26 protein-coding genes are annotated in these 25,385 nt (G+C 32.6%); 22 read left to right on the forward strand and 4 right to left on the reverse strand.

The features are described 5' to 3' along the window. Window positions 1–350: 350 nt before the first annotated feature. On the forward strand, window positions 351–2,660 hold the full coding sequence (locus FVE72_RS04555; protein ID WP_232049480.1) for a S8 family serine peptidase: 2,310 nt from the start codon (window positions 351–353) through the stop codon (window positions 2,658–2,660). Continuing rightward, the gene (locus tag FVE72_RS11435) at window positions 2,576–3,403 is read left to right on the forward strand and encodes an autotransporter outer membrane beta-barrel domain-containing protein (RefSeq protein WP_232049481.1); all 828 of its coding nucleotides are present in this window, start codon (window positions 2,576–2,578) and stop codon (window positions 3,401–3,403) included. The genes FVE72_RS04555 and FVE72_RS11435 overlap by 85 nt, the downstream gene beginning before the upstream one ends. Before the next feature lie 154 nt (window positions 3,404–3,557). Here FVE72_RS11435 and FVE72_RS04560 read toward each other — a convergent pair whose 3' ends face one another. Then, window positions 3,558–3,896 carry an MliC family protein gene (locus tag FVE72_RS04560; RefSeq protein WP_026737423.1) on the reverse strand — a complete coding sequence of 113 codons (339 nt, stop codon included), beginning with the start codon at window positions 3,894–3,896 and terminating at the stop codon, window positions 3,558–3,560. A 95-nt stretch (window positions 3,897–3,991) separates the two neighbouring features. Beyond that, on the reverse strand, window positions 3,992–6,097 hold the full coding sequence (locus tag FVE72_RS04565; protein ID WP_026737424.1) for a glutamine synthetase III family protein: 2,106 nt from the start codon (window positions 6,095–6,097) through the stop codon (window positions 3,992–3,994). A 135-nt stretch (window positions 6,098–6,232) separates the two neighbouring features. On the opposite strand from FVE72_RS04565, the gene FVE72_RS04570 reads away from it, so the two are divergent. Next, the gene (locus FVE72_RS04570; RefSeq protein ID WP_026737425.1) at window positions 6,233–6,736 is read left to right on the forward strand and encodes a flavin reductase family protein; all 504 of its coding nucleotides are present in this window, start codon (window positions 6,233–6,235) and stop codon (window positions 6,734–6,736) included. 201 nt (window positions 6,737–6,937) lie between these two features. On the opposite strand, the gene FVE72_RS04575 is transcribed toward FVE72_RS04570, so the two are convergent. Next, the gene (locus FVE72_RS04575; RefSeq protein ID WP_026737426.1) at window positions 6,938–7,672 is read right to left on the reverse strand and encodes a gamma-glutamyl-gamma-aminobutyrate hydrolase family protein; all 735 of its coding nucleotides are present in this window, start codon (window positions 7,670–7,672) and stop codon (window positions 6,938–6,940) included. 146 nt (window positions 7,673–7,818) lie between these two features. Here FVE72_RS04575 and pheA point away from each other — a divergent pair, with 146 nt between their 5' ends. From pheA to FVE72_RS04660, 17 genes are all read left to right on the forward strand, one after another. Then, window positions 7,819–8,991: a prephenate dehydratase gene (gene pheA, locus FVE72_RS04580; protein ID WP_026737427.1), complete on the forward strand. Its 1,173-nt coding sequence runs from the start codon at window positions 7,819–7,821 to the stop codon at window positions 8,989–8,991. A gap of 31 nt (window positions 8,992–9,022) precedes the next feature. Beyond that, on the forward strand, window positions 9,023–9,730 hold the full coding sequence (locus tag FVE72_RS04585; RefSeq protein WP_026737428.1) for a pseudouridine synthase: 708 nt from the start codon (window positions 9,023–9,025) through the stop codon (window positions 9,728–9,730). A 79-nt stretch (window positions 9,731–9,809) separates the two neighbouring features. After that, a complete protein-coding gene (gene aroE, locus FVE72_RS04590; protein ID WP_026737429.1) occupies window positions 9,810–10,625 on the forward strand; it encodes a shikimate dehydrogenase in 816 nt (271 codons plus the stop codon). Between the two features lie 18 nt (window positions 10,626–10,643). After that, the gene (locus FVE72_RS04595; RefSeq protein ID WP_026737430.1) at window positions 10,644–11,510 is read left to right on the forward strand and encodes a hypothetical protein; all 867 of its coding nucleotides are present in this window, start codon (window positions 10,644–10,646) and stop codon (window positions 11,508–11,510) included. After that, window positions 11,497–12,198, forward strand: coding sequence for a hypothetical protein (locus FVE72_RS04600; protein ID WP_026737431.1), 702 nt, complete (start codon window positions 11,497–11,499; stop codon window positions 12,196–12,198). The genes FVE72_RS04595 and FVE72_RS04600 overlap by 14 nt, the downstream gene beginning before the upstream one ends. Window positions 12,199–12,213: 15 nt before the next feature. Then, a complete protein-coding gene (locus FVE72_RS04605; RefSeq protein WP_006806667.1) occupies window positions 12,214–12,402 on the forward strand; it encodes a DUF4250 domain-containing protein in 189 nt (62 codons plus the stop codon). A gap of 10 nt (window positions 12,403–12,412) precedes the next feature. Next, window positions 12,413–12,931 (forward strand): shikimate kinase, encoded by a 519-nt coding sequence (locus FVE72_RS04610; protein ID WP_026737432.1) that lies wholly within the window; start codon window positions 12,413–12,415, stop codon window positions 12,929–12,931. Beyond that, window positions 12,928–13,374 (forward strand): type II 3-dehydroquinate dehydratase, encoded by a 447-nt coding sequence (gene aroQ, locus FVE72_RS04615; protein ID WP_026737433.1) that lies wholly within the window; start codon window positions 12,928–12,930, stop codon window positions 13,372–13,374. Before FVE72_RS04610 ends, aroQ begins: the two co-directional genes overlap by 4 nt. 12 nt (window positions 13,375–13,386) lie before the next feature. Continuing rightward, window positions 13,387–13,836, forward strand: coding sequence for a HutP family protein (locus tag FVE72_RS04620; RefSeq protein WP_006806655.1), 450 nt, complete (start codon window positions 13,387–13,389; stop codon window positions 13,834–13,836). 15 nt (window positions 13,837–13,851) lie between these two features. Continuing rightward, window positions 13,852–14,520 (forward strand): HAD family hydrolase, encoded by a 669-nt coding sequence (locus FVE72_RS04625; RefSeq protein WP_026737434.1) that lies wholly within the window; start codon window positions 13,852–13,854, stop codon window positions 14,518–14,520. A 30-nt stretch (window positions 14,521–14,550) separates the two neighbouring features. Continuing rightward, window positions 14,551–15,486: a CBASS cGAMP-activated phospholipase gene (locus tag FVE72_RS04630; protein ID WP_051411743.1), complete on the forward strand. Its 936-nt coding sequence runs from the start codon at window positions 14,551–14,553 to the stop codon at window positions 15,484–15,486. 88 nt (window positions 15,487–15,574) lie between these two features. Continuing rightward, the gene (locus FVE72_RS04635; RefSeq protein WP_026737435.1) at window positions 15,575–16,828 is read left to right on the forward strand and encodes a glucose-1-phosphate adenylyltransferase; all 1,254 of its coding nucleotides are present in this window, start codon (window positions 15,575–15,577) and stop codon (window positions 16,826–16,828) included. A gap of 14 nt (window positions 16,829–16,842) precedes the next feature. Next, window positions 16,843–18,228: a glycogen synthase gene (locus FVE72_RS04640; protein WP_026737436.1), complete on the forward strand. Its 1,386-nt coding sequence runs from the start codon at window positions 16,843–16,845 to the stop codon at window positions 18,226–18,228. 31 nt (window positions 18,229–18,259) lie between these two features. After that, the gene (locus FVE72_RS04645) at window positions 18,260–18,781 is read left to right on the forward strand and encodes a GNAT family N-acetyltransferase (RefSeq protein ID WP_197734927.1); all 522 of its coding nucleotides are present in this window, start codon (window positions 18,260–18,262) and stop codon (window positions 18,779–18,781) included. Between the two features lie 266 nt (window positions 18,782–19,047). Next, a complete protein-coding gene (locus FVE72_RS04650) occupies window positions 19,048–19,491 on the forward strand; it encodes a MarR family winged helix-turn-helix transcriptional regulator (RefSeq protein WP_051411744.1) in 444 nt (147 codons plus the stop codon). Beyond that, on the forward strand, window positions 19,475–20,842 hold the full coding sequence (locus FVE72_RS04655; protein WP_026737438.1) for an MATE family efflux transporter: 1,368 nt from the start codon (window positions 19,475–19,477) through the stop codon (window positions 20,840–20,842). Before FVE72_RS04650 ends, FVE72_RS04655 begins: the two co-directional genes overlap by 17 nt. Before the next feature lie 15 nt (window positions 20,843–20,857). Next, on the forward strand, window positions 20,858–21,133 hold the full coding sequence (locus tag FVE72_RS04660) for a DUF2316 family protein (protein ID WP_026737439.1): 276 nt from the start codon (window positions 20,858–20,860) through the stop codon (window positions 21,131–21,133). 98 nt (window positions 21,134–21,231) lie between these two features. Here the strand turns inward: FVE72_RS04660 and FVE72_RS04665 are convergent, their stop codons facing one another. Beyond that, window positions 21,232–22,857 (reverse strand): ABC-F family ATP-binding cassette domain-containing protein, encoded by a 1,626-nt coding sequence (locus FVE72_RS04665; RefSeq protein WP_026737440.1) that lies wholly within the window; start codon window positions 22,855–22,857, stop codon window positions 21,232–21,234. Window positions 22,858–23,048: 191 nt separating this feature from the next. Here FVE72_RS04665 and FVE72_RS04670 point away from each other — a divergent pair, with 191 nt between their 5' ends. Together FVE72_RS04670 and FVE72_RS04675 are read left to right on the forward strand one after the other, a co-directional pair. Beyond that, entirely contained in the window at window positions 23,049–24,428 is a 1,380-nt protein-coding gene (locus FVE72_RS04670) for a PTS sugar transporter subunit IIC (protein ID WP_232049482.1), read from the forward strand. Window positions 24,429–24,590: 162 nt separating this feature from the next. Then, on the forward strand, window positions 24,591–25,361 hold the full coding sequence (locus FVE72_RS04675; RefSeq protein WP_026737441.1) for a histidinol-phosphatase: 771 nt from the start codon (window positions 24,591–24,593) through the stop codon (window positions 25,359–25,361). Window positions 25,362–25,385: the final 24 nt, after the last annotated feature.

Below are 25,385 nucleotides of genomic sequence, written 5' to 3' on the forward strand. Positions count from 1 at the left end.
TTTATCGGGAAATAAATTAATAAATAAAAATTTTATTAAATATCATAATAATTTTATTTAATAAATTCTTCTTTTTAAATTTTTAGTGAAAAAATAAAATAATTAAAAAACTAATGTTTTTTATGTATTGAGAAATATTTTTTGAATAATTTATTATTGTAATAATTTTATATTAAAATGAAATTTGGATTTTCGATATATAACATATATTTTTATTTTATTTATATAAGTGTTATAATTGCCAAAGAAATTTTTAAAGAAAAGAATCTAAATTTCTTGTTTTCTGCAGCGTAGTAGGATAGAAAAATTGTGATTTATGAAAAAAATTAAAAAATGAAAGGAAAGTAGGGATGAAGAAAAAAACGATATTATTAGCGTTATTAATAGCTGTCTTGGCAAGCTGTGGAGGCGGCGGTGGTGGAGGAGGTGCAGCACCGCAAAGTGGAGGACCTTCACCTATAATACCTTCTCCGGGAACAAATCCGGGAGGAAATAGCGGTTCAGGAGGAAACGGAGGGAACAATGGGAGTGGAATTATAGGAAACGGACAAAATCCGGGTTCAGGAATTAATCCTCAAAATCCTTCAAATCCGGGTTCAGGATTAATGCCGCAAAATCCTAATGTACCGGATCAATTTCCTAAGCCCACAGACAATAGACAAACAACAGGTACAGGAGTAAAACTGGGCGTTTTGGATGATGATTTTGTCAGTGGAGATGCATTTACGCAAAGATTTTATAAAGATCCTTTTCTTCTTGTAGGAACACGTTTCGATGAAGTTTTAAGGCAGGAATTCGGAAACAGATTTGAAGCTTTAGCTAAAGATCAAGGTATTCCTGGTCGGGATGATCACGGTTTGATGGTTGCTACAATTATGGCTGGAAAAAGTGGAAAAGGAGCTACAGGCTCTACAGTTTATGGAGCAAGTTTCGGAGAAAGTAACGGTTCTGTAATAATAGATACTAATAAATATATAGAACTCCGTAATAAAGGTGTAAAAATATACAATCAATCTTTTGGAACACCGAATGAATTTAACATGCCGGGTATAAATTATCGGAATGAGATATGGAATTCGTTAAAAACTGCTGGAGTTTGGACTCAAGATCAGATAGATCATAAAACAGATGAATTAATAAATTTTTATAAAGATTCTGTAAATGACGGTGCATTGTTCGTATGGGCAGCAGGAAACAGAAAAAAAGCAGGTAATAATGTGGTAACTCTTAATAATCCTACTATTCAGGCAGGGTTACAGGAATATATACCAAGTCTTTATAAAGGTTGGATTGCTGTAGTAGGAGTGAGAGATGACGGAACTGAATTCGGACCTCATTTGGCAAGAGCAGGAGCTGCAAGGATGTGGACAATATCAGCAAACGGATATTGCGAATTGTCGGGATGTTCAGAATACGGCTCATCTTTCGCAGCACCGAGAGTAACAGCGGCAGCAGCTAAAGTAAAAGAAAAATTTCCCTGGATGACAGGACATGAATTAAAACAGACATTATTGACAACAGCTAAAGATTTGGGAGATCCGGGAGTAGATGGAATATTCGGTTGGGGACTTTTAGATGAACAGAAAGCATTGAAAGGACCTGCTCAATTTAATTCTGAACTTCTTGTAGGAAAAAGTGGAGTGAATGCAGGATTAAAAGGACAATTTAATGCCAATATTACAAATAACCTGACTTCTATATTTGAAAATGATATTGATGGTGAAGGCGGATTAAAAAAATCCGGTAACGGTAAATTGATTTTAACAGGAAACAACAGTTATCAGGGAAGCACCGATATAGAAGAGGGAACTCTTGAAATATATGGAGATAACGGTTCGAATATAACTATTAAAAATCAGGGAACTTTAATCACTTATCCCAAAACAATGATAGGATTAAAAAACTATAATGGAAATGTTATACCGAAAAATGTGGAAAATAACGGAGGAACTCTTGAAAATAAAGGTTCAGGAGCAGTTATAACAGGAAATTATACAGCAACAAACGGTTCGGTAACAAAAGCCGAAATCGGAACAAAATTAACTGTAAAAGGTGCAGTTAATTTAAACGGAGGAAATACTTTAAGACAAACTATGAGCGGGTATATTACTGCTAAACCTTTAAGCTCAACTGTAATTGAGGCGGAAAAAGGAATAAACGGAACGTTTGATAAAGTTGAAACTCCTGAATTAATAAATGGCTCTGCAACAGTTGAAGGAAACAAAGTAGTTTCCACAGTAAGCAGAAAAAATGTTGAAGATTATGTATCTACTTTGAGTTTATCGGATACAATGAGAAATAACGTAGCTCAAAACATTGAAACATCATTTAAAGAACTTGACAGTCAAATAGAAAACGGAAATACTGAAAATGTAAAATCTTTCTCAAAAAGTGCGGCATTACTGCAAAAACTTTCATTGCCTAATACTGCAGCAGTGCTTGACAGCTTGTCAGGTCAAATATATGCTTCTGCACAGGCATTGACATTCCAGCATTCACAAACAGTGAATAAAGACTTGTCCAATAGACTTGTAATGCTTGGAACATTGGACAACGTAGGAGATAATGCAGGTATATGGGTAACAGGAATAGGAGCAAACGGAAGATTGAGACAGGAAGGCTTCGGAGTAGGAAAACACATACATACGGAGGACAGGTAGGAATAGATAAAGCATTCGGAAACAGTTTAATATTGGGAACGGCATTATCATATTCAAAATCCGATGTGAAGTTTGACAGATACGGAGGAGAATCCAAAGGAGACGGTTTCGGAATATCGTTATACGGAAGACTTGGAAATAAAGAAGTGCCATATTACTTACAGGGAAGAATAGGATTAGGCTTTATAACAAGTAATGTGGAAAGAGATATACTGTTAGGAAGCGGAGATATATCGAGAGCGAAGATAGAGCATAGAGATAAAGTGTTCTCGGGATATTTGGAAAGCGGCTATGATGCAAAGATAGGAAGTCTGACAATAACACCGTATGTGGGATTAAGTCATGATACAGTGGAAAGAGGAGCGTTCAGTGAAGAGAACAGTCAGTTCGGACTTACAGCAGATAAGAAAAGATATAATCAGACATCAGCGTTATTGGGATTGAGATTAGGCAAATCAGTAAACTGGAGCAATGGAAGCAAGACGACATTCCAAGGGTATGTAACACAGTATATAGGATTTAAGAAACAGGATTTAAGTTTTGAAGCAGCCTATAGCGGACTGTCCAATGCAAGATTTAAAGTGGAAGGGATAGGACTTTCAAAGAACAGTACATGGGCAGGAATAGGAGTATTGACAGAAGTAAATCCTGGATTTGCATGGTATGTAAACTATGATGCAAAAATGGAGAAAAATAAATTGAACAATAATGTATTTACGACAGGATTCAGATTTAATTTCTAATATGATCTTAAATCTGTTGTAATCAGATTTATGACATGGATTTGTCAGTTGAAGGAAACTATAACAGTATTAAAAAATAATAAAAAGGAGCTTTTGAGATGAGATTCATTAATCTTATCAAAGCTCCGTTTTTATTTGTATTTATTTTAAAAAATTATTGAGAAACAGTACATGTATTTTCTATTCCTGAAGATCCTGTGTAAACTGTATTTCTACCGTCAGTAAAAAATTCTATTCCTTTTACATTTGTGTATCTTGTCCCTCCAGCAGATTTGGCAAGTCTTAAATTGTAAACTTTTCCTTCACTATCAGTTACTTTTGCAGTTCTTTTTGTAGGATAAGTTACTTTTATACTTTCACTTCCACAGTTGTAAGCAGTTACAGATACTTGCTTCTGTGTTTTTTTAACTGTTTTAGTATAAGATACAGAATTTATCCCTGTCGTTAATAAAAGTACGGATAATGCAACAGTAAAGCTTTTTGCTTTTTTCATGAGTATTCCTTCTTTCTATAAATTATATTTGTGAATAAGTTATACTCTTGCTGTATTTGTTTAAAATTTGAGATTGCTTAATTTAAAATTTGAAGCTACAGTTTGAACAGCAAATCCTTGTAAGTAGGCAAAGTCCAAATAGAATTATCTATAATTTTTTCCAAATTATCGCAGGGAACTCTTAAAGATTCAAGTCCTGTAGCCAGATACATTGCAGCCAAGTCTGTTTTTTTGCCTAAATCTTTTTCAGTTTTTACTTTTTCAATTTTCTTTTCAAGAGATTTTATCTCTTTTCTGAGATTCGTAACATTCAGAATAACTTCTTTTAAAAGGAATTCCTGTTCTTTTGCATAGTTTTTATCAAATTTTGAAACTTTTTCGATATTGTCAGCCAATAAATTTGCATACTTCAGTCCTGCAGGCAAAATAGCTTTATTTGCAATATCAATCAAAGTTTTAGATTCTATTACCAAATGAGTAACATATCTTTCCGCATAGGCATTGTAACGTGCTATAGATTCTTGCTTTGAGAGCATACCCGTTTCTTCTGTCATTTGAAGAATTTCCGAATCCAGATGTTTTCTTAAAGCCAAATTTGAAGAAAGTTCGTTTGTAAGACCTCTTTTTTCGGCTTCTTTTTTCCATTCATTACTGTATCCGTTTCCGTTAAATATAATTCTTCCATGTTTTTTGTAAGCATTTGTTATAATTTCGGTAATAGTTTTATCCAAATCTTTTTTCTGTGCTTTTTCCAGCTTGTCGGCATATTCTTTTAAGACTTTTCCTACTGCTGCATTGATTGCTGCAGCACTTGTTGCAGGAGTGGAACTCGAACCCGGCATTCTGAATTCAAATTTGTTTCCTGTAAAAGCAAAAGGAGAAGTTCTGTTTCTGTCGCCTGAATCCATATTAAGAGTAGGCAATACGTCAACTCCTAAATTAAGTTTGGACATTTCGGAAACAGGTAATTTTTTCTTCAGAGCAATATTTTCAAATATTGATGTCAGTTCATCGCCGAGAAAAATAGAAATAATAGCCGGCGGAGCTTCATGCCCTCCCAATCTGTGATCGTTTGTGGCACTGGCAGTGGTAACTCTCAATAACGGATAATATCTGTCGATAGCTTCTATTACTGCAGATACAAAAAGCAGGAATCTTTTATTTGTTTTCGGATCTTTTCCGGGGCTGAACAGATTTTTTCCGTCATCAGTACTTAATGACCAGTTATTATGTTTTCCCGAACCGTTTACTCCGGCGAAAGGTTTTTCGTGAAGTAAAGCTACAAGTCCATGTCTTAATGCAATTTTTTCAATGGTTTCCATAATTATCTGATTCTGATCTGAAGCTAAATTGGCTACAGAAAATAGCGGTGCTATTTCAAACTGGTTAGGAGCAACTTCGTTATGTCTTGTTTTAGCGGGAACTCCCAATTTCCATAATTCTACATCAACATCACTCATAAAATTAATAACTTTTTCTTTTATTTTTCCGTAATAATGGTCGCTTAATTCCTGACCTTTCGGTGCAGGAGCTCCGAATAATGTTCTTCCTGTAAGCAATAAATCATCTCTTGCTTCAAATAAGTCTTTATTTACAAGGAAATATTCCTGTTCAATTCCTAAAGTGTTGAACACATGCTTTACTTCTGCATTTCCTAAGGCTTTCAATATTCTCAAAGACTGTTTATTAATATATTTCATAGTTCTTAGTAAAGGAACTTTTTTGTCGAGAGCTTCTCCGTTAAAAGAAATAAAAGCGGTAGGAATATAAAGTGTAACGCCGTTTTTATTTTCTCTTATAAAAGGATAGGAACTCGTATCCCATACAGTGTAACCTCTTGCTTCAAATGTACTTCTCAATCCGCCGTTAGGGAAAGAAGAAGCGTCAGATTCGCCTTTTATAAGGCTGCTTCCTGAAAATTTATAAATAATATCTTTATCTCCTGTAGGCTCTAAAAATGATTCGTGTTTTTCGGCAGTCAAATCAGTCAAAGGCTGAAACCAGTGACAATAATGAGTAGCTCCCCTTTTTGTAGCCCAGTCTTTCATAGCGTTAGCTATAACTTCGGCAGATTCTTTTGATAATTCCGTTTCTCCCAACTGAGAAGCCTGAAATTCTTTAAAAACCGATTTAGGCACTCTTTTTTTTAAATTACTTTCGGTAAAAACATTTTCACCGAAAACTTTCATAGCGTTTTCCATAAGTTCCTCTCATTCTTAAAAAAAATTTTTTATTATTTATTATAGAGTAATAATATATGAAACTTTTCAATATGTCAAATATTATTTGATAAAATTTGCGTTATTTGTTATAATTTCAATCAATGGAGGTGTTGTATGGAATTTCATGAAATAAAAATAGAGGATTTTAATTTGAATCCTTTTACAAGCACAAAAGAATGGTGTCTGGTAACGGCGGGAGATGAAAAAGGTATTAATACAATGACTGTTACCTGGGGAATGATGGGTTATCTGTGGGGCGGACCGGTGCTTTCGGTTTATATAAGACCTGAAAGATATACTAAAAAGTTTGTTGATGAGCAGAAATTCTTTTCGTTGAGCTTTTTCAGCAAAGAACACAGACCGGCACTCAGAACATTGGGAGTTAAATCGGGAAGAGACGGAGATAAAATTAAAGAAGTAGATTTTCATCCTGTATTTCTTGACGGAGTACCTGCTTTTGAAGAAGCCGATTTGGTAATTGTTGCAGAAAAGCTGTACGAAGATGACATAAAACCCGAAAAATTTTTAGATGAGAGTATACCTTCAAAACTGTATAATAATGAAGGAGCTCATATAGTTTATACGGGGAGAGTTAAAAAGATATATGTGAAAGGGTAGAGTTATTAGGGGAGTTTCTCCCCTAAAACCCCACTGCAACCTCAAATTTTACATACTCAAAAATGCCCGTTCGCTATGAAAATAAAAAGGATATTTTCATAATGCTTACTGATACATTTTTCACGTTGTAAAATTTGAAGGTTGTTTTTATTTTAAGTATATTAAAGCAGAAAAATTTTAATTAAAAGTTTTGATATTTTTCTAATTCTTTTTTACTCTTTCGACAAATCTTTTAAATAATTTTGCTGAATTTTCATCAGTATGAATCATTGATTCGGGGTGCCATTGTACACCTAAAATAAATTTATCGTCGGAAATGTTTTCTATTCCTTCAACGACACCGTCCTTGCTTAAAGCGGTTACTTTGAAATCGTCGGCAACTTTATTTACGACTTGATGATGAAAACTGTTTACAAGTCCTTCTTTTCCGAAAATTTCACTTAAAAAGCTGTTTTCTTTTATTTCGACAGTGTGAGTAGGTCTGTCCCATTTTGTAACTTGGGAATGTTTTATATAGATATCTTTATTATACGATAAATCCTGATACATTGTTCCGCCGAAAGCGACATTTATTACCTGATGTCCTCTGCATATTCCCAAGACGGGTTTTTTCTGATCGACAGCAGTTTTCAAGAGTAAAATGTCGAAATTATCTCTGTCTAAAAAAGTTTCTCCTATATGCTGTTTAGGCTCTTCTCCGAAAAGTTGAGGAAATATATCATGTCCTCCTGATAAAATTAATCCGTCTACGTATTTAATCTGTTCTTTTGTAACCTCTTTGTCAGTGTTGAAAGGGATAATGAAAGGAATCCCTCCGGCTTTTATTAAAGCTTCTACATAAGCGTGATTTACATATGCACGCTGATAACCTGTAAAAACTCCTCCTTCAGCAATAAGTATACTTCCCGATATTCCTATAATAGGCTTTTTGTCCATAAGCTATTCTCCTTATAAAAAATTTTAAATTTACCAGTATTTATATTTAACCACAATTTATCTTCTTAGTCAAATGGTATTTATAAATATGAAAAATTATGATATAATCTATAAAATAAACAATTCAGACTAAAGGGGAAATTATTGTGAATAGCGGAAAAAAATATAATTTGTCGGAAATAAGAGAAAAAATAGATAAGATTGATAAAGAAATAGTCGAATTAATAGAGAAAAGACTGGAAATTGTAAAAGAAGTGGCACTTTACAAAAAAGAAAATAATATGAAAATTTTTGACAGCAAAAGAGAAAAAGAAGTATTGGAAAAAAATCTGCTGAATATAAAAAATGCTGAATTGAAACATTATGTGGAAATTATATTAAGGGATATAATGGACTCGAGTAAAGAATATCAGAAGTTTAAAATAGGAGTTTCCGAAGAATATATAAACGATTTGGAGTTTGACGGGAAAAAGCTCGGATATACAGGAGTTCCCGGAGCATATGCTTACGAAGTAATGATAAATCTAATGAAAAATAATGAAATCTCAAATGGAAAAACGGCTGATGAAAATATACTGAATTTCAATTCTCATAAAGAATTAATAGAAGCTGTGGAAGCCGGAAAAGCTGATTTCGGAATTTTACCCATAGAAAATTCCATAGCGGGAGAAGTGACGGACAGTATAGATTTGATAAATAAGCGGAATATCCATATAGTCGGAGAGGTACGCCACAAAATAGAGCATAATCTTCTCGGAATAAAAGGAAGCAAAATAGAGGATATAAAAAAGATTTATTCTCATGAACAGGCACTGATGCAATGTTCGGATTTTTTGGAAAAACATTCCTGTTGGACAAAAGAAAAAACTGCCAACACTGCACTTGCAGCAAAGTATATTAAAGATACGGAGAGTAAGGAAAACGGCTGTATTGCCAATATGAGAGCAAAAGAAATGTACGATTTGGAGCTATTGGAAAAAAATATAAATAATGAAAAAGAAAATTATACGAGATTTTTTATAATTTCCAATAAAAATCTTATTTCGGAAAACAGTAAAAAAGTAAGTATTATTACAGGGACCAAAAATGAATCGGGAGCTTTAATGGAACTGTTAAAGATTTTTTCCGTATACGGACTGAACATGGTGAGTCTAAAATCCAGACCTAAGCCGAATAAACCTTGGGAGTACTATTTTTATATAGATTTTGAAGGAAATCTGAAAGAAGAAAAAGTAAAAAAAGCCCTTGAAGAAATAAGAATAAAATCGATATATTTACAAGTTTTGGGAAATTATAAAATTTATAATTCGGAAATTTAATATAAAGAATATTTTTAAAAATGAGGAAAAAATGAGATTAGACAGATTTTTGGCAAATTCCGGAGTGGGAACAAGAAAAGAAGTAAAAGAAATTTTAAAAAAAAGAAAAATTAAAGTAAATGATAGTATAATAACAGACGGAAGTATTCATATTGACGAGAATAAAGATGCCGTGAAATACGAGGAAAAAGAGATTTCTTATAAGCCTTTTATTTACATAATGATGAATAAACCTGATGGAGTAATATCGGCAACAGAAGACGATGAACACAGAACGGTAATTGATCTTTTGGAAAATAAATACAGAACTTACAGCGTATTTCCTATAGGAAGACTCGATATTGATACGGAGGGATTGCTTATACTCACTAATGACGGAATACTTACTCACAATCTTTTAGCTCCCAACAAACATGTGGATAAAAAATATTATGTAGAGTTAAAAAATCCCGTGTTAAAATCCGATATTGAAAAACTTGAAAATGGGATAGAGCTTGAAAACGGTTTTGTTACAAAAAATGCAAAAGTGGAAGTTATAGAAAATTCAGAAGATAAAGTCTATATTACAATTACCGAAGGGAAATATCATCAGGTAAAAAGGATGTTTAAAGCCGTAAATAATAAAGTACTTTATCTGAAAAGAGTTCAAATGGGAAATCTGAAACTGGATGATAAACTGAAAGTAGGAAAATATAGAGAACTGACTGAAAAAGAAATAAATATACTTAAAAATAATTGAAAAATCGGGATTTTCCGATAAAAATTTAAAAGAGAGAAACTTTAAACTTTGATAATTTTTAAGTATTGAAAGGAGAAATATGGAAAAATTCGGATTGCTCGGAGAAAAATTAGGACACAGTTTTTCTAAAGAAATACATAAAGCTTTTTTTAAAACGATTCAAAAGGAAGCGGAATACAGTCTGATTGAAAAAAAATATGAAGAAATACCGAATTTTCTTGAAAAATTGAGAAACGGGGAATACAAAGGGATAAATGTTACTATTCCTTATAAAGTCGAGATTATGCAGTATCTTGATGAAATATCTCCCGTGGCAAAAGAAATAGGAGCGGTAAATACCGTTTCTGTTAAAGATGGGAAACTTATAGGGGATAATACGGATTATTTCGGATTTATAAAAACTTTGAAAATAAAAAATATTAAAATCGAAGGCAGTAAAGTCCTTATTTTAGGAACGGGAGGAGCTGCAAAGTCTGTATACAATGCTTTGATAGACGAAGGAGCCGAACATATATATGTTGCTACAATTTCCGAAAATGATCCTTTTAAAGTCAGAAAATACGACAGACTCTTGAATTATTCCGAAATAAGAAATATAAAAAGTGTAAATCTGATAGTAAACTGTACTCCTGTGGGAATGTATCCGGAGATAAATATGTCGCCTTTGGAAGAAGTTAATCTGATACAAACCGATTATCTGGTAGATTTGATTTATAATCCTGAAGAAACTGTCTTGATGAAAAAGTACAGATTAAAAGGAGCAGAATGTGTAAACGGTTTTATGATGCTTATTTCTCAAGCGATAAAGTCCGAAGAAATATGGAATGATAAAATTTATAATGAAAATATTTCAAAGGAAATATATAATAAACTTGTAAAAAAATTATATAAATAAAAAGAAAGGAACAAAATAATGATAAAAAAAATGATTATGACTGTGTTTGCAGTGTTAGTTTCAAGCACAGGATTTGCAATAACAAATGAGCAGATTATTGCTCAGGGGGCTGCTACTCAAAAGGCAATTTTTGACAAATATTACAACAGAACTCCGAGCGGAACATCAAGAAAAGACGGTAATCTTCTTAACTCGGTTTTTCCTGAAGTAATAACAAATCTTGACGGGATAAACAGAGGAATTTACGATAAAGAATTTAACAGATTGGGCGAAGCGAAAGAACATAAGAGAAAATCTACATTCAGAAAGATGTATGTTCAGTTTAATGACTATATACTGGAAAATTCCAAATTTTCAAGAAATGTTTTTTCAAATTTTTTGCAGGAACAGGACGACTTGCAGGCATATTTATACACGAATATTTATTTGTCCATAGAAGCCTTTAACTTGAATATGAATACTTACCTTGAAGGCAGAAAAAATTCATCAACAATAGACAGTAATGTGAAAACGGTAATTGATTATCTGTATTATAAAGGGGACGAAAAATCCCAGGAAGATTATATGAATATGTCTAATCGTGAGTTGGCTGCTATAGTGGATAAAGAGTATATGAATCTGAATGATGCTTTGGATAAGAGAATTGCTGAAGGAACACAGGCAGAGAAAAAAAGCGGAAACAGTGTCAAATCAAGCTTTAAAAAGCTGGAAAAACTTTACAGACAGTATGATAAAAGTTTTGAAGAGTATATAGACGGTTCAGAGTTAAAAAACGAAGATAAAGAAAAAATAAAAAAACTTGTAAAATTTGAGAATATTGCGAGTTTGAAATTTATGGTAAAATCATTGGAAAAAGTGGAAGGAGAAGAAAGTGAGCAACAATAACGATATTTATGATGAAATGGATAATTTTTGTGCGGAAGTTTTAAGTCCTGAGGGATTATTAAATTATATGAGAGTGAGAAAAGAATATTTTTTCGAGCCTGAAGAAGCTGTGGAAAAATATTTCGGAGACAGTGAATACAAGAAAGAAATCGCTACTTTCGGAGATTTTTTCTATTATTATCTGGCAAAATATGAAAAAACTTATTTATATACTTTTTTGGAAAAGGGATTCACAAAAAAATTCAAAAAACTTCTTGAAGATCACGATATAGACCCTAAGACAATGGATATAGACTGGTTGGGAATGGAAACGAAAGAAAAAAAATATAAAGAATCTTTATTTGATATATTGTATGCAATGATAAATTACGAGCTTAAAAAACATGGACTTGTAATGTTCGGACTGAATATAGGACTGGAATCGGCATTGTATTTTATAGTTCCTGAAGATGCTTATACGAGAATAGACAGAAAAGCCGAATTATATACGATATTTGATTTGGAATATCTTGAAACAATTTATAACGAAATTTTTGAAGTAAAAAGAGATTTAGGGGTGAAAGGTCTTCAGGTCGGAGATTTTATCGAGAAAAACGGTCAGGAATACCGTTCGCTGTTTTTGGAAAATAACGTAGTTATAAAAAATATCAATGAAGATGATGAAAGCGAAGTAATTCTTATATTGTAAAAGAAAGGAAACAGAATGTTCGATTTTGAAAAGGGAGATATAAATATGATGCTCAGTCTTTTAAATATGAAATTAAGAGATGAGTTTTCCGATTTGGAAAGACTGGCTGATTATTATTCGGCTGATAAAAATGTCATATTAAAAAGAATGGAAGAAAACGGATATTTTTATAATAATGAGATAAATCAGTTTAAGAAAATCTAACGGAGATTGTATGAAAAATATAATATTAATCGGAATGCCTGCAAGCGGCAAAACGACTGTGGGAAAACTGCTCGCAAAGAAAATAAATTATGAGCATTACGATGCGGACAGATATTTAGAAAAAAATGAAGAAAAACGGATATCAGAGATTTTTTCCGAAAAAGGGGAAGAATATTTCCGAAATTTGGAAGAAAAATATTTGAAAGAACTTTCGGGAAAAAATGGAGTGATAATATCTACAGGTGGTGGAGCCGTTAAGAGAAAAGAAAACATGGAAGAATTGAAAAAAAACGGGATAATAGTTTTTTTAAGCAGAAAAGTTGACGATATTGCCAAAGAAAATCATAAATACAGACCGCTTTTACAAAATATAGAAAATATCCATAAATTATACAGGGAAAGAATAGAATTATACAGAAAATATGCCGATATTACGGTCGAAAATGATGACACGTTGAGTAATGTAGTAAATAAAACTGCAAAAATCCTTAAAGAGAAAAAGTTTATATATCAGGGGGACTCCGAATGAAAAAAATAACGGTAATAAACGGACCTAATCTTAACTTTCTCGGTATAAGAGAAAAAGAAGTTTACGGCAGTGAAAATTATGAAAGTTTGTGTGAGTATATAGAAAATTACTGTTCGGAAAAGAATATTGAAGTAGAGATTTTTCAGTCAAATTCCGAAGGGCAGATAATAGATTTTTTACAGAAAGCTTACTATGAAAAAGTAGACGGTATCGTAATAAATCCAGGGGCTTATACTCATTACAGTTATGCGATTTTTGATGCTTTGAAATCGGTTTCGATTCCCACTGTGGAAGTTCATTTGAGTGATATATACAATCGTGAAGATTTCAGGAAAGTATCTGTTACAGCTCCTGCATGTGTAAAACAAATATATGGAAAAGGTAAAGACGGATATATTGAGGCAATAAAATTTTTAGTTGAAAATAATAAAATTAATGAATAAGTAGGGAGAAATATGGAATTTTATGACAATAAAAGTGTAGATGTCTGTAGAATTGCCTTAAAAATGGCAATATCTTCAAGGGAAGAAGAAAAAAAACTTATAAAAGAATATAAGTTGAAAGGAATAAGAGTCGCAGCTGTCGACGTAGGAGGTACAATGCCCAATTCGAGATTTAAGTTTATCGAAAGTGCATTGGTAGCGGCAAAAAGAAATAATATTATAAAGGACGAGCATGTTCATGACGGAGCGGTTATAGGGGCGATGAGAGAAGCTATCAGTCAGATAGAAACGAATATAAACGGGCTTAGTGTAGGTGGGAAAATAGGTTTGGCAAGAAACGGAGAACATCTGGGAGTAGCTATTTTCTTAAGTGTGGGAATATTGCAGTTTAACGAAGTAATAACGTCTGTTGCACACAGATCTGTTGCGGTATTGCCTGATGAAAACGATTTTATCGAATAAGGAGAAAATATAAATATGAGTAGAAAATTATTTGAAGAACTTGATTTGTTCGTATTTGATATGGACGGTTTGCTCTTTGATACGGAAACTGTATATGTAAATTACGGCAGAGAGTTATCCGAAGAAAAAGGATATATCATAACAAATGAATTTGTGGAAAAAACTACCGGAATGACTGTAGAAGAAGCAAAGAACATGTATTTTGAAGAATTCGGAAAAGATTTTCCTTATGCCGAGATAAGCGGAAAAGTTTACAAATATATAATAGAACAGGCTGAAAAAGCCAATATTCCTCTTATGAAAGGGGCGGCGGATTTTCTTGAACGTTTACATAATAATAAGAAAACTCTTATACTTGCAACTTCCGCCGACAGACTTATGGCGACTACATTAATAGAAAATAAAGGGCTTAAAAAGTATTTCAGTCATATAATAACTGCAAATGATGTGAAAAAAGGGAAACCCGATCCCGAAGTGTTTCTGCTGGCAGCTGATAAAGCGGGTATTTCTCCTGAAAAAGCGGCAGTTTTTGAAGATTCTTTCAATGGAATAAGAGCAGCTCATTCAGCAGGAATGTATCCGATCATGATTCCCGACAAAATACAACCTAATGAGGAAATAAAAAAAATACTTCATAAAAAATTTAACGATTTGACAGAAGTGATAAAATATTTTGAGTTATAAAGTCTGAATTTAAAAATCGGAGGATAAAATATGGATGATTCTTTTAAAATACTGGCTCTTGACGGAGGTGGAGCAAGAGGTCTGTTTATTGCAAGTACGTTAAAACAAATAGAAGAACGTTATAATATCAAATATTATGAATATTTTGATTTAATAATAGGAACAAGTACAGGCTCTATAATTGCTGCTGTTCTTTCTTCCGGGATAGATATTGACGAAGTTGAAAAATTGTATATTGAAGAAATGGACAAAATATTCAAAAAAGATTTATTAAAAAACGGAATTATCCAAAGTAAATACGATAATAAATATTTAGAAAAAGTATTAAAAAGAGTTTTGAAAAATAAAACTTTTGAAAATGTAAAAACCGACTTAATGATAACTACTACAAATATAGTGAACGGAGAGCCTGTCCTTATAAAAAATAAAGATACGAAAAATATAAAAATAGTAGAGGCGATACTTGCTTCCTGTGCTGCTCCGGTATTTTTCGATCCTTTAGTAATGGATGAAAAAAGAATATTTACAGACGGAGGACTTTGGGCAAATAATCCTTCTCTTGCGGCAATATCTGAAGCTTTGTCAAAGACAGGATATAACAGAAAAATAGAAGATATAAAAATGCTTTCTATAGGTACAGGAGAAGAAATTTTTGACCATAAGTACGAAAATAAACAATGGGGAATAGTCAATTGGGCAATGCCGTTGATTAAAATAGTTCTGCAGCTGAACAGTAAAAGTACTCACAATATTGTTTCGGGTTTATTGAGTGAAGATCAGTATGTGAGACTGGATTATCATGCAGAAAGTATTTTGGATATAGATACTGTAGATAAAGATGTTCAGAAAAAAAGTAAAAAAGCTGTAAATGAAAATAAAGAAAAATTGGATAAATTTTTTGAAAAAAAGGCAAAAAAAATAAGTATATTCCAAAGGATATTTAAAAAGAAAGATAAGAATATATAAAATATATGTTTGATATTTTGTATATTCTATTTTAATTTTCAAAAAATGAGGTATACTATAATGTAGAGATTAAATGGGAGGTAGTTTTATGGAAATTTTAGCAATGATTTTAGCAGGAGGAAGAGGTTCAAGATTGGATATTCTTTCTGAAAAAAGGGTTAAACCGAGTGTCCCTTTTGCAGGTAAATTCAGAATAATAGATTTTGCATTAAGTAATTGCTCAAATTCCGGAATTTACGATGTGGCATTATTGACGCAATATTTGCCGCTTTCATTAAATGAGCATATAGGTTCGGGGAAACCTTGGGATTTTGACAGGAGAGATTCAAGCATAACAATGTTACAGCCTCACGAAAAGCCTGACGGAAATAACTGGTATCAGGGGACTGCCGATGCTATAAGACAGAATATTGAATTTATTAAAAGTAAAAACCCTAAATATGTTCTTATTTTGTCAGGGGATCACATTTATAAAATGAATTACAACTGGATGCTTGCCGATCATGTGAAAAGCAATGCCGAATTGACTATTGCGGTTCAGGAAGTTCCTATAGAAGATGCGGGAAGATTCGGTATATTTGAAGTCGATGAAAATAAAAAAATATTGAATTTTGAAGAAAAACCGAAAGAGCCTAAGAGTAATTTAGCTTCAATGGGAATATATATTTTTAATACAGATACTTTGTTGGATTATCTTGAAAGCCTTGAAAATCCTGATTTGGACTTCGGAAATCATGTGATACCGGCTATGATAGAAGATGACAGAAAAGTCTTTGTTCATACTTATGACAGCTATTGGATGGATGTGGGAACATATGATTCCTATTTGGAAGCAAACCTTGATTTAATCAAAAAATCTGAAGAAGTAGGGATAAATTTATACGACAAAGACTGGAAAATCTATACAAGAAGTGAAGATTTGGCTCCTGTCAGAATAGGAGTTACAGGAAGTGTACTTAACTCGCTTATATGTAATGGTTGTAAAATCGAGGGTAGAGTGGAAAATTCCGTTTTAGGTCCCGGAGTTACAGTGAGAAAAGGAAGTACAATTAAAAACAGTATAATTTTCTCTGGAAGTTATATAGATGAAAATACTCATTTAGATACAATGATACTCGATAAGAGAGTATATATAGGTAAAAATTCTTTATTAGGTCACGGAGACGACTTTACTGCCAATAAAGCAAAACCTGATTTGCTTTCAAAAGGTATAAGTGTAATAGGAAAACACTCCCGTTTGCCTGAAGGAAGTATTGTAGGAAGAAATGTAAGAATTTTCGCAAATGTTGAATTAAATGAAGGAAATAAAATTGTTGACAGTGGAGAAACAATTGAAAAATAAGGAGGAATATTAATTTGAAAATAGTTTATTTAGCTTCTGAAGTGTTTCCTTTCTTTAAAACGGGAGGATTGGCAGATGTAATGTACGCATTGCCGAAAAAAATGCAGGAGTTGGGTCATAAAGTTTCAATAATAATGCCTAAGTATGATAAGGTTCCTTTGAAATATCTTGAAAAAATGGAATGGGTAGCAAGACTTGAAAGCCATGGAGATATATTCAATCTTGTAAAATATCCTGATGATAAAATAAATTTTTATTTTATTGAAAATAAAGCATTGTATGAAAGAGGGCGTGTTTACGGAGATAATGACGAAGATGTTCAGTATGCAATGTTTTCCGAATTGGCTCTAAGATTTTTAAAAGAAATAGATTTACAGCCTGATATTTTACATTGTAATGATTGGCAGACAGGTCCGGTACCTTATTTTCTGAATGTAAGGTATAATCAGGATCCTTTTTACTGGGATATGAGAACAGTTTACACAATACATAATCTTATGTATCAGGGAAGGTTTTCAAAGTATTCTTTTGAAAGAATGGGATATTTTACAGACGGATATGATTTGAATTTTATGCAGATAGGAATAGGTTATGCAGATATAGTAAATACAGTCAGTCCTACTTATGCAGAAGAAATAAAATATCCATATTTCAGTGAAGGACTTGAAGGAATAACTAACAGCAAGCATATATACGGTGTATTGAACGGTATAGATGTAGATTATTTCAATCCTGAAACTAATGAAGATATTATTCACTTCAATAAAAATTTACTTAAAAAGAAAAAAGAAAATAAATATCAGTTACAGGAAAAACTTGGACTTCCGAAATCGGATAATATGCTTATATCAATGGTAACAAGGCTTGTAGAAGGAAAAGGACTTGATCTTGTATCTTTAGTTCTGGAAAACCTTTTACAATATGATGCAGTTCAAATAGCTATACTCGGAAGCGGAGATAAGTTTTACGAAGATTATTACAATTATTTGACAATGAAATATCCCGACAAGTTTAAAGTATATTTGGGATACAATCCTAATCTTGCTAATGAATTATATGCAGGAAGTGATGCGTTTCTGATGCCATCGAGATATGAACCTTGCGGACTTAGTCAAATGATAGCAATGAGATTCGGTACAATACCTATTGTAAGAGAAACGGGAGGACTTAAAGATACTGTTAAACCATATAATATCTATACCGATGAAGGAAACGGGTTCTCATTTACTAATTTTAATGCGGATGATATGCTTTTTACAATTAAAGTTGCCGAAGGAATGTATTATGACAAGCCTGAAATATGGGAAAAACTTGTAAAAAGAAATATGGATATTGACTTTTCATGGGATAGGTCTGCAAAAGAATATCTGAAATTATACGAATTGGTAAAAAGTTGGTAAACGGAGATGAGTTAAGCTGAAAAAAATAGAAATAAAACCTTTAAAAAAAGAAGATTTAAAAATACTTTATTCACCCGAATATCAAGGAGAGAGTCCCCGATGGAAAAAGTGGGACGCTCCTTATTTTGATAATTATAAATTTATAAGTTATGAGGAATTTGAAAAGTCCGATTTATCTTTTTATTTTTCGGATAATGTGAACGGAATATATGTTGACAAAGTTTTGATAGGTATCGTAAGCAGATATTGGGAAAATAAGAAGACCAGATGGTTAGAAGTAGGAATTATTATTTATAATTCTGATTACTGGTATGGAGGCTATGGAAGTGAAGCTTTAAAGCTGTGGACAACAAAGACTTTCAAAGATTTTCTCGAACTGGAACATGTAGGGTTGACAACTTGGAGCGGAAATATACCTATGATGAAATGTGCTGAAAAATTGGGATATAAACTTGAAGCTAAAATAAGAAAAGTGAGATATCATTTGGGAGAATATTTTGATTCGATAAAATACGGTGTATTAAGAGAAGAATGGGAAGAGAAGGAAATATAAAATATTCGGATGTATTTTTATTATAATTCGTATTTTATGCAATTTTACAGATTTTAAATATAATGAAATATATATAGTGCTTTCTGATAAGTAAATAAGAAATTAACTTTTTACTTTGAAAGAGAGCATTTTATATGTGAAATTGAAAGATATGAGTAGAAATATGGAAGTAACAGGTTCTAACGATTTTAGGTAAAAAATAAATCTTTTGACAAATTGAAAAAAATATAGCATACTACATATACTATATAGGAGGTATATGAAAAATGTGTTCTATAAAAGATTCTGTTTCTTTTAAATTAAAGCTGTTTCATAAAAAAATAACCGAGTTATCAAAAGAAGGACTTCAAAATCTGGGGCTGACATACGGAAATTATTTGGCTATGTGCTATATTTATGAAAATCCGGGTATTACTCAGGTGAAATTATCGGAAATCAGCTATAAAGATAAAAATGTAGTAGGTAGAAATATTGATAAACTGGAAGAAAAAAAGTACGTCAAAAGAGAGTCGGATAAAACTGACAGAAGAGTTTACGCTCTTTATTTAACTGAAAAGGGAAGAGAAATTGTGGAAAACAATCGGAATATTATTTTAAAAGAAGAAGAGAAGATTTTAAATAAAATATCCGAAAAAGAAAAGAAAAAATTTTTAGAAATACTGGATAAATTAGTAAATCAAAAGGAGAAATTAAATGGAAAATACTGTTAAAGAACAAAATCCGTTGGGATATAAGCCTGTTTCAAAGTTGCTGGCTTCGTTGGCTATTCCGGCGGTAGTGGCAAATCTTGTGAATGCTCTTTACAATATTGTCGATCAGATTTTTATAGGGCAGGGAGTAGGATATTTGGGGAATGCCGCTACGAATATTGCATTTCCCATAGTAACGATTTGTCTTGCAATAGGGCTTATGATAGGAGTAGGTTCTGCTGCAAATTTTAATCTTGAATTGGGAAGAAAAAATCCCGACAAGGCAAAACATGTTGCAGGGACGGCGGCAAGTCTGCTTGTTATTATCGGGGTTTTACTCTGCATTATAATATTGATATTTTTAAAGCCAATGATGATAGCGTTCGGGGCTACAGACAATATTCTTGATTATGCTATGGAATATACCGGAATTACATCATTCGGAGTTCCGTTTTTACTGTTTTCCATAGGTGCAAATCCCTTAGTAAGAGCGGACGGAAGCCCTAAATATTCAATGATGTCAATTATAATAGGGGCGGTTTTAAATACAATTCTTGATCCGATATTTATGTTTGTATTCGGGATGGGAATAGCAGGGGCTGCATGGGCTACTGTAATAAGTCAGATTATTTCAGCTCTTGTATTGGCTTTATATTTTCCTAAGTTTAAGACGGTAAAATTTGAGTGGAAAGACTTTATTCCCCAGTTCAGTGCAATGAAAATTATTGTATCTCTGGGAATATCATCTTTTATATTTCAGTTTTCTACAATGATTATACAGATAACAACAAATAATTTACTGAAAATATACGGAGAATCTTCAATATACGGAAGTGATATTCCTATTGCGGTAGCAGGAATTGTCGCTAAAATAAATGTGATTTTTATTGCTGTTGTAATAGGAATAGTACAGGGAGCTCAACCGATATTCAGTTATAATTACGGAGCGAAGAATTATGGAAGAGTAAGACAGACAATGAGACTTTTACTTAAAGTAACAATAACAATATCGTCTTTAATTTTTGTTGTTTTTCAGGTTTTTCCTGTTCAGATGATTTCTCTGTTCGGATCGGGAAGTGATTTATATTTTCAGTTTGGAGTAAAATACATGAGAGTATTTTTATTCTTTATGTTTATAAACGGTGTACAGATAGGAGCATCGACATTTTTCCCATCCATAGGAAAAGCTGTAAAAGGAGTTATTATATCACTTATGAAACAAATAGCGGTATTATTGCCATTGTTGATTATATTGCCTAAATTTATGGGAGTGGACGGAATAATGTTTGCAACTCCGGTTACTGATTTTATATCATTTATTGTTGCAGTAGTTTTCCTTGTGTATGAATTTAAGAAAATGCCGAGAGATTAGAAAGAAGGTTTTATTATGAGTTTAAATGTGAAACAGAAAAAGGCGACAGCCGAAGAGTTGAATGAAAATTATAAAAGACTCGGATATTCCGAGGAAAAAATATTGTCGGATTTGAAATTTTCCGAAGAAGAATTACATAATACTTTAAATGTAACTGAAAATACTAATGGATATAATGTCTGGAAATTAAGAGATTATCTTGTAGAAAAATTAAAAAAAGAAAGAAAAGAAGTGTATCCTTTTTCAATATTAAAAATGAATATTTATTTTCCTTATAAAAAAACATGGTAAGAAAACAATGAGGGTTTAAACAGAAATTCTGTATAACCCTCATTTTAATATTCCGATTTACGAGTGTTAAGACCGCAAATATTTATTATTTCTAAAGACTAATTTCTTTCGTATAATTCATTAAGTTTTTTCTGAACATTTTCATCGTTAATATAATCGTCATATTCCATTTCTTTTTCGAGAATGCCGTTAGGCGTAAATTCGATAATTTTATTTGCTACAGTTTGAATAAATTCATGGTCGTGAGTAGTAAATAAAACAGTTCCCGGGAAATTCATAAGAGATTTATTCAATGAAGTAATCGCTTCAAGATCAAGGTGATCTGTAGGATTATCCAATAACAGTACATTTGCACCTGAAAGCATCATTCTCGAAAGCATACATCTTACTTTTTCTCCTCCCGACAGAACTTTTGCCATTTTTCTGGCTTCTTCTCCTGAAAACAGCATTCTTCCCAAAAATCCTCTTACATATTCTTCGTGTTGATCCGTAGAAAACTGTCTAAGCCAGTCTATCAAAGATAAATCAACATTTTCAAAATATTCCGAATTATCTTTAGGGAAATAACTTTGAGAAGTAGTAACTCCCCATTCAAAACTTCCCGAATCAGGCTCCATTTCGCCTGATAAAATTTGGAAAAGAGTAGTTTTTGCAATATCATTGTCAGATAAAATAACTACTTTATCTCCTGTGTTTACAGTGAAAGAAATATTATTTAAAACTTTTTCTCCGTCAACAGTTTTAGTAAGATTTTCTACTCTTAACATATTGTTTCCGGCTTCTCTGTCAGGTTTGAACTCAATGTACGGATATTTTCTGTTGGAAATCTGCATATCTTCAAATTGAAGTTTTTCCAACTGTTTTTTTCGGCTTGTTGCCTGTTTTGATTTTGAAGCATTTGCAGAGAAACGTGCAATAAAGTCCTGTAATTCTTTTTTCTTCTGTTCGAGCTTTTTATTCTGATTTCTTATAAGTTCCTGCATTAATTTATTTGATTCGTACCAAAAGTCGTAGTTTCCCACAAACATTTTTATTTTACCGTAGTCAATGTCTGCAATGTGAGTACATACTTTATTCAAAAAGTGTCTGTCATGTGAAACTACAAGAACTGTAGTGTTTTCAAGGTCCATCAAAAAGTCTTCAAGCCATTTTACCGCTTTTAAATCCAATCCGTTTGTAGGCTCATCCAATAAAAGAATATCGGGATTTCCGAATATCGCCTGTGCAAGAAGCACTTTTACTTTTTCAGGCTCTGTCAGTTCTTTCATCAATTTATGGTGCAATTCCGCAGGAATACCTAATCCGATTAAGTATTTTTCGGCATTTGTTTCAGCTTCCCAACCGTCGAGCTCTGCAAATTCTCCTTCAAGTTCCGATGCGAGAATGCCGTCTTCTTCAGTAAACTCGGACTTTGAATAAAGCTCATTTTTTTTCATCATAATATCGTATAATTTAGCATGTCCCATCATTACTACATTTAAAACTTCTTCTTCTTCATGTGCAAAGTGATCCTGTTTTAAGAATGAGAGCCTTTTATTTTTATCAATAATTACTTCTCCTGAAGTGGAATCAGCTTCTCCTGTAAGTATTTTTAAAAATGTCGATTTTCCTGCACCGTTAGGACCTATTATTCCGTAACAGTTACCCGGTGTAAATTTTATATCCACTTCGTCAAAGAGTTTTCTTCCGCCGAACTGGACCGATAAGTTACTTGTTGAAATCAAAAAATTTCCTCCTCATAATATTAATATTTTGATACATTATAGCAGAAAAAAAGGGGAATGACAAACCCTGAAAAACAAAAAGTAAGTGAAATAAAAAATTAGTACTTTGAATAATAAAAAAAATGAGGTATACTATTACTAAAGAAACAAATCCGAGAGAAAAATATTAAGTTTTATGATTGTATTTGTTCTTGAAGATAATAACGAAAGGATTGATGGAGATTATGAAAAAATTTACAGATTGGATGGAACAGAAGTTTGTTCCGAAAGCTGCGAAAATAGCATCACAAAGATTTCTAGTTGCAATAAAAGATTCGTTTATTGCAATAATGCCTATAACTATGGTAGGTTCAATAGCAGTGTTATTGAACGTATTTTTTAGAGATTTGCCTAATAGTTGGGGACTTGAAGGTTTTGTAAAACTTATGACACCGATAATAAATATAAACGGGATTGTATGGTTTGCCTCTATTGCGATATTGTCACTTGCCTTTGTAATATCCTTAGGATACAATGTTTCCAGAAGTTATGATGTGAACCCTGTAGCGGGAGCATTGGTAGCATTTGCTTCATTTATAGCTTTTCTGCCTCAGGAAGCAAAATTTGACGCTGAAATAAACGGAGTTACACAGGCAGTTTCTTCGTGGGGATTTATAAATCTGGACTATTTGGGAGCGAAAGGACTGTTCCCGGCTATGATAATAGGACTTGTTTCAGCGATAATTTATTCTAAACTTATGAAAAGTAAACTGACTATCAAGTTACCTGATTCGGTTCCTCCGGCAGTAAGTAAAGCGTTTGCTTCGATTATTCCGGGAGTAGTTGCTGTTTATATTTGTGCAATATTGTCGCATTTGGTTGTTGCAGCTACAGGAAGCCCGTTAAACGATTTAATACAAAAATACATACAGGCTCCTTTGTTGGGATTGTCTCAAGGCATGTTTTCTGTAGTGCTGTTGGCTTTCCTTGTACAGTTATTCTGGTTCTTCGGATTGCACGGACACAATGTTTTGGCACCTATTATGGACGGTATATATCAGCCTGCTCTTTTGGCTAATGTGGAACACATGGCTAAAGGCGGAGCAGTAAAAGATTTACCGTACATCTGGACAAGAGGATCATTTGATGCTTATTTGCAAATGGGAGGTTCAGGAATAACAATAGCTTTAATTTTTGCAATATATTTATTCAGTAAAAGAAAAGAATATAAAACAGTTGCAAAATTATCAACACCGATGGCTATATTTAATATTAATGAACCTGTTATATTCGGAATTCCGATAGTGTTGAATCCGATATATATAATTCCGTTTTTGTTGGCTCCGACAGTTTGTGCGATAATCGCTTATACAGCTACAGCTATAGGACTGATTCCTCCTGTATATGTAGTAGTTCCGTGGGTATTACCTCCGGGAATATATGCGTTTTTTGCTACAGGAGGTTCTGTAAAGGCTGCGTTAGTATCATTATTTAACGTGTTTGTAGCGTTTGTTATATGGGCACCGTTTGTAATAATGGCCAACAAAATGGCTGAAGATAAGAAAAATCAAGAAAATGCAGAAGAGAAATAATGTTTTTTCATAGATAAAATTAAAAAAACAGTTTTTGAATTTCCGAAATTAAGGGATTTCAAAGCTGTTTTTTATTTATAAATTAAATTTTTCAAAACTCTTTATTTTTTTTGAAATAACTGATAAAATATTATAAATATAAAATGAGAGGGATGAAAGAAGATGAAAACGAATTTTCATACACATAATTACAGATGCGGGCATGCTGTCGGTAATGTGGAAGATTATGTTAAAGTAGCCGTAAAAGAAGGATACAGTGAACTTGGAATATCCGATCATGCACCTGTTCCTGCATATTATAATGACAGGATGAAAAAGGAAGAGTTGCAGGGATATCTGGAAGAAATAGAAGAAGCTCAGAAAAAATATAAAGATAAAATAAAAATATATAAATCTCTGGAAATAGAGTATTTCCCTGAATGGCAGGAATATTACGACGAACTGAAAAAGAAACTGGATTATATAGTTTTGGGTCTTCATGCTTTCAGAAAAGAAGGAGAAACTGAGATACACAGTGCATGGTCTATTAAAGAAGAAGAACATGTCCTTGATTATGGAAAATATATGGTAAAAGCAATAGAGTCGGGAAATTTTGATTACATAGCACATCCTGATTTATATATGATAGATTACAGAAATTGGACGGACGGTTGTATAAAAGCTGCGCATATGATTTGTGAAGCAGCTGAAAAGTATGATGTTCCTCTTGAAGTGAATGCCAACGGAATAAGAAAAACTTTGGTAAGACATCCTGATTGGGACAGATATATGTACCCTTATAAAGAGTTTTGGGAAATAGCTGCACAATACAATATTCGTACTATAATCGGTTCGGATACCCATAATTATGAGGAAATGGAAGACTTGCCAATGGAGTTGGCAAGACAGTTTGCAAAAGATTTAGGATTGAATGTTATAGAAACTATATTTTAAAAGAGATTTTGGAAGATAAAAGGA

Source organism: Pseudoleptotrichia goodfellowii (genome assembly GCF_007990505.1).
In the GTDB taxonomy this organism is placed as follows: domain Bacteria; phylum Fusobacteriota; class Fusobacteriia; order Fusobacteriales; family Leptotrichiaceae; genus Pseudoleptotrichia; species Pseudoleptotrichia goodfellowii.

What these genes read in the sequence shown, in the direction of transcription:
- FVE72_RS04555 (WP_232049480.1), top strand. Translation starts at nt 351, where the DNA reads ATGAAGAAAAAAACGATATTATTAGCGTTATTAATAGCTGTCTTGGCA.
- FVE72_RS11435 (WP_232049481.1), top strand. Translation starts at nt 2,576, where the DNA reads ATGGGTAACAGGAATAGGAGCAAACGGAAGATTGAGACAGGAAGGCTT.
- FVE72_RS04560 (WP_026737423.1), bottom strand. Translation starts at nt 3,896, where the DNA reads ATGAAAAAAGCAAAAAGCTTTACTGTTGCATTATCCGTACTTTTATTA.
- FVE72_RS04565 (WP_026737424.1), bottom strand. Translation starts at nt 6,097, where the DNA reads ATGGAAAACGCTATGAAAGTTTTCGGTGAAAATGTTTTTACCGAAAGT.
- FVE72_RS04570 (WP_026737425.1), top strand. Translation starts at nt 6,233, where the DNA reads ATGGAATTTCATGAAATAAAAATAGAGGATTTTAATTTGAATCCTTTT.
- FVE72_RS04575 (WP_026737426.1), bottom strand. Translation starts at nt 7,672, where the DNA reads ATGGACAAAAAGCCTATTATAGGAATATCGGGAAGTATACTTATTGCT.
- FVE72_RS04585 (WP_026737428.1), top strand. Translation starts at nt 9,023, where the DNA reads ATGAGATTAGACAGATTTTTGGCAAATTCCGGAGTGGGAACAAGAAAA.
- aroE (WP_026737429.1), top strand. Translation starts at nt 9,810, where the DNA reads ATGGAAAAATTCGGATTGCTCGGAGAAAAATTAGGACACAGTTTTTCT.
- FVE72_RS04595 (WP_026737430.1), top strand. Translation starts at nt 10,644, where the DNA reads ATGATAAAAAAAATGATTATGACTGTGTTTGCAGTGTTAGTTTCAAGC.
- FVE72_RS04605 (WP_006806667.1), top strand. Translation starts at nt 12,214, where the DNA reads ATGTTCGATTTTGAAAAGGGAGATATAAATATGATGCTCAGTCTTTTA.
- FVE72_RS04610 (WP_026737432.1), top strand. Translation starts at nt 12,413, where the DNA reads ATGAAAAATATAATATTAATCGGAATGCCTGCAAGCGGCAAAACGACT.
- aroQ (WP_026737433.1), top strand. Translation starts at nt 12,928, where the DNA reads ATGAAAAAAATAACGGTAATAAACGGACCTAATCTTAACTTTCTCGGT.
- FVE72_RS04620 (WP_006806655.1), top strand. Translation starts at nt 13,387, where the DNA reads ATGGAATTTTATGACAATAAAAGTGTAGATGTCTGTAGAATTGCCTTA.
- FVE72_RS04625 (WP_026737434.1), top strand. Translation starts at nt 13,852, where the DNA reads ATGAGTAGAAAATTATTTGAAGAACTTGATTTGTTCGTATTTGATATG.
- FVE72_RS04630 (WP_051411743.1), top strand. Translation starts at nt 14,551, where the DNA reads ATGGATGATTCTTTTAAAATACTGGCTCTTGACGGAGGTGGAGCAAGA.
- FVE72_RS04635 (WP_026737435.1), top strand. Translation starts at nt 15,575, where the DNA reads ATGGAAATTTTAGCAATGATTTTAGCAGGAGGAAGAGGTTCAAGATTG.
- FVE72_RS04650 (WP_051411744.1), top strand. Translation starts at nt 19,048, where the DNA reads ATGTGTTCTATAAAAGATTCTGTTTCTTTTAAATTAAAGCTGTTTCAT.
- FVE72_RS04655 (WP_026737438.1), top strand. Translation starts at nt 19,475, where the DNA reads ATGGAAAATACTGTTAAAGAACAAAATCCGTTGGGATATAAGCCTGTT.
- FVE72_RS04660 (WP_026737439.1), top strand. Translation starts at nt 20,858, where the DNA reads ATGAGTTTAAATGTGAAACAGAAAAAGGCGACAGCCGAAGAGTTGAAT.
- FVE72_RS04675 (WP_026737441.1), top strand. Translation starts at nt 24,591, where the DNA reads ATGAAAACGAATTTTCATACACATAATTACAGATGCGGGCATGCTGTC.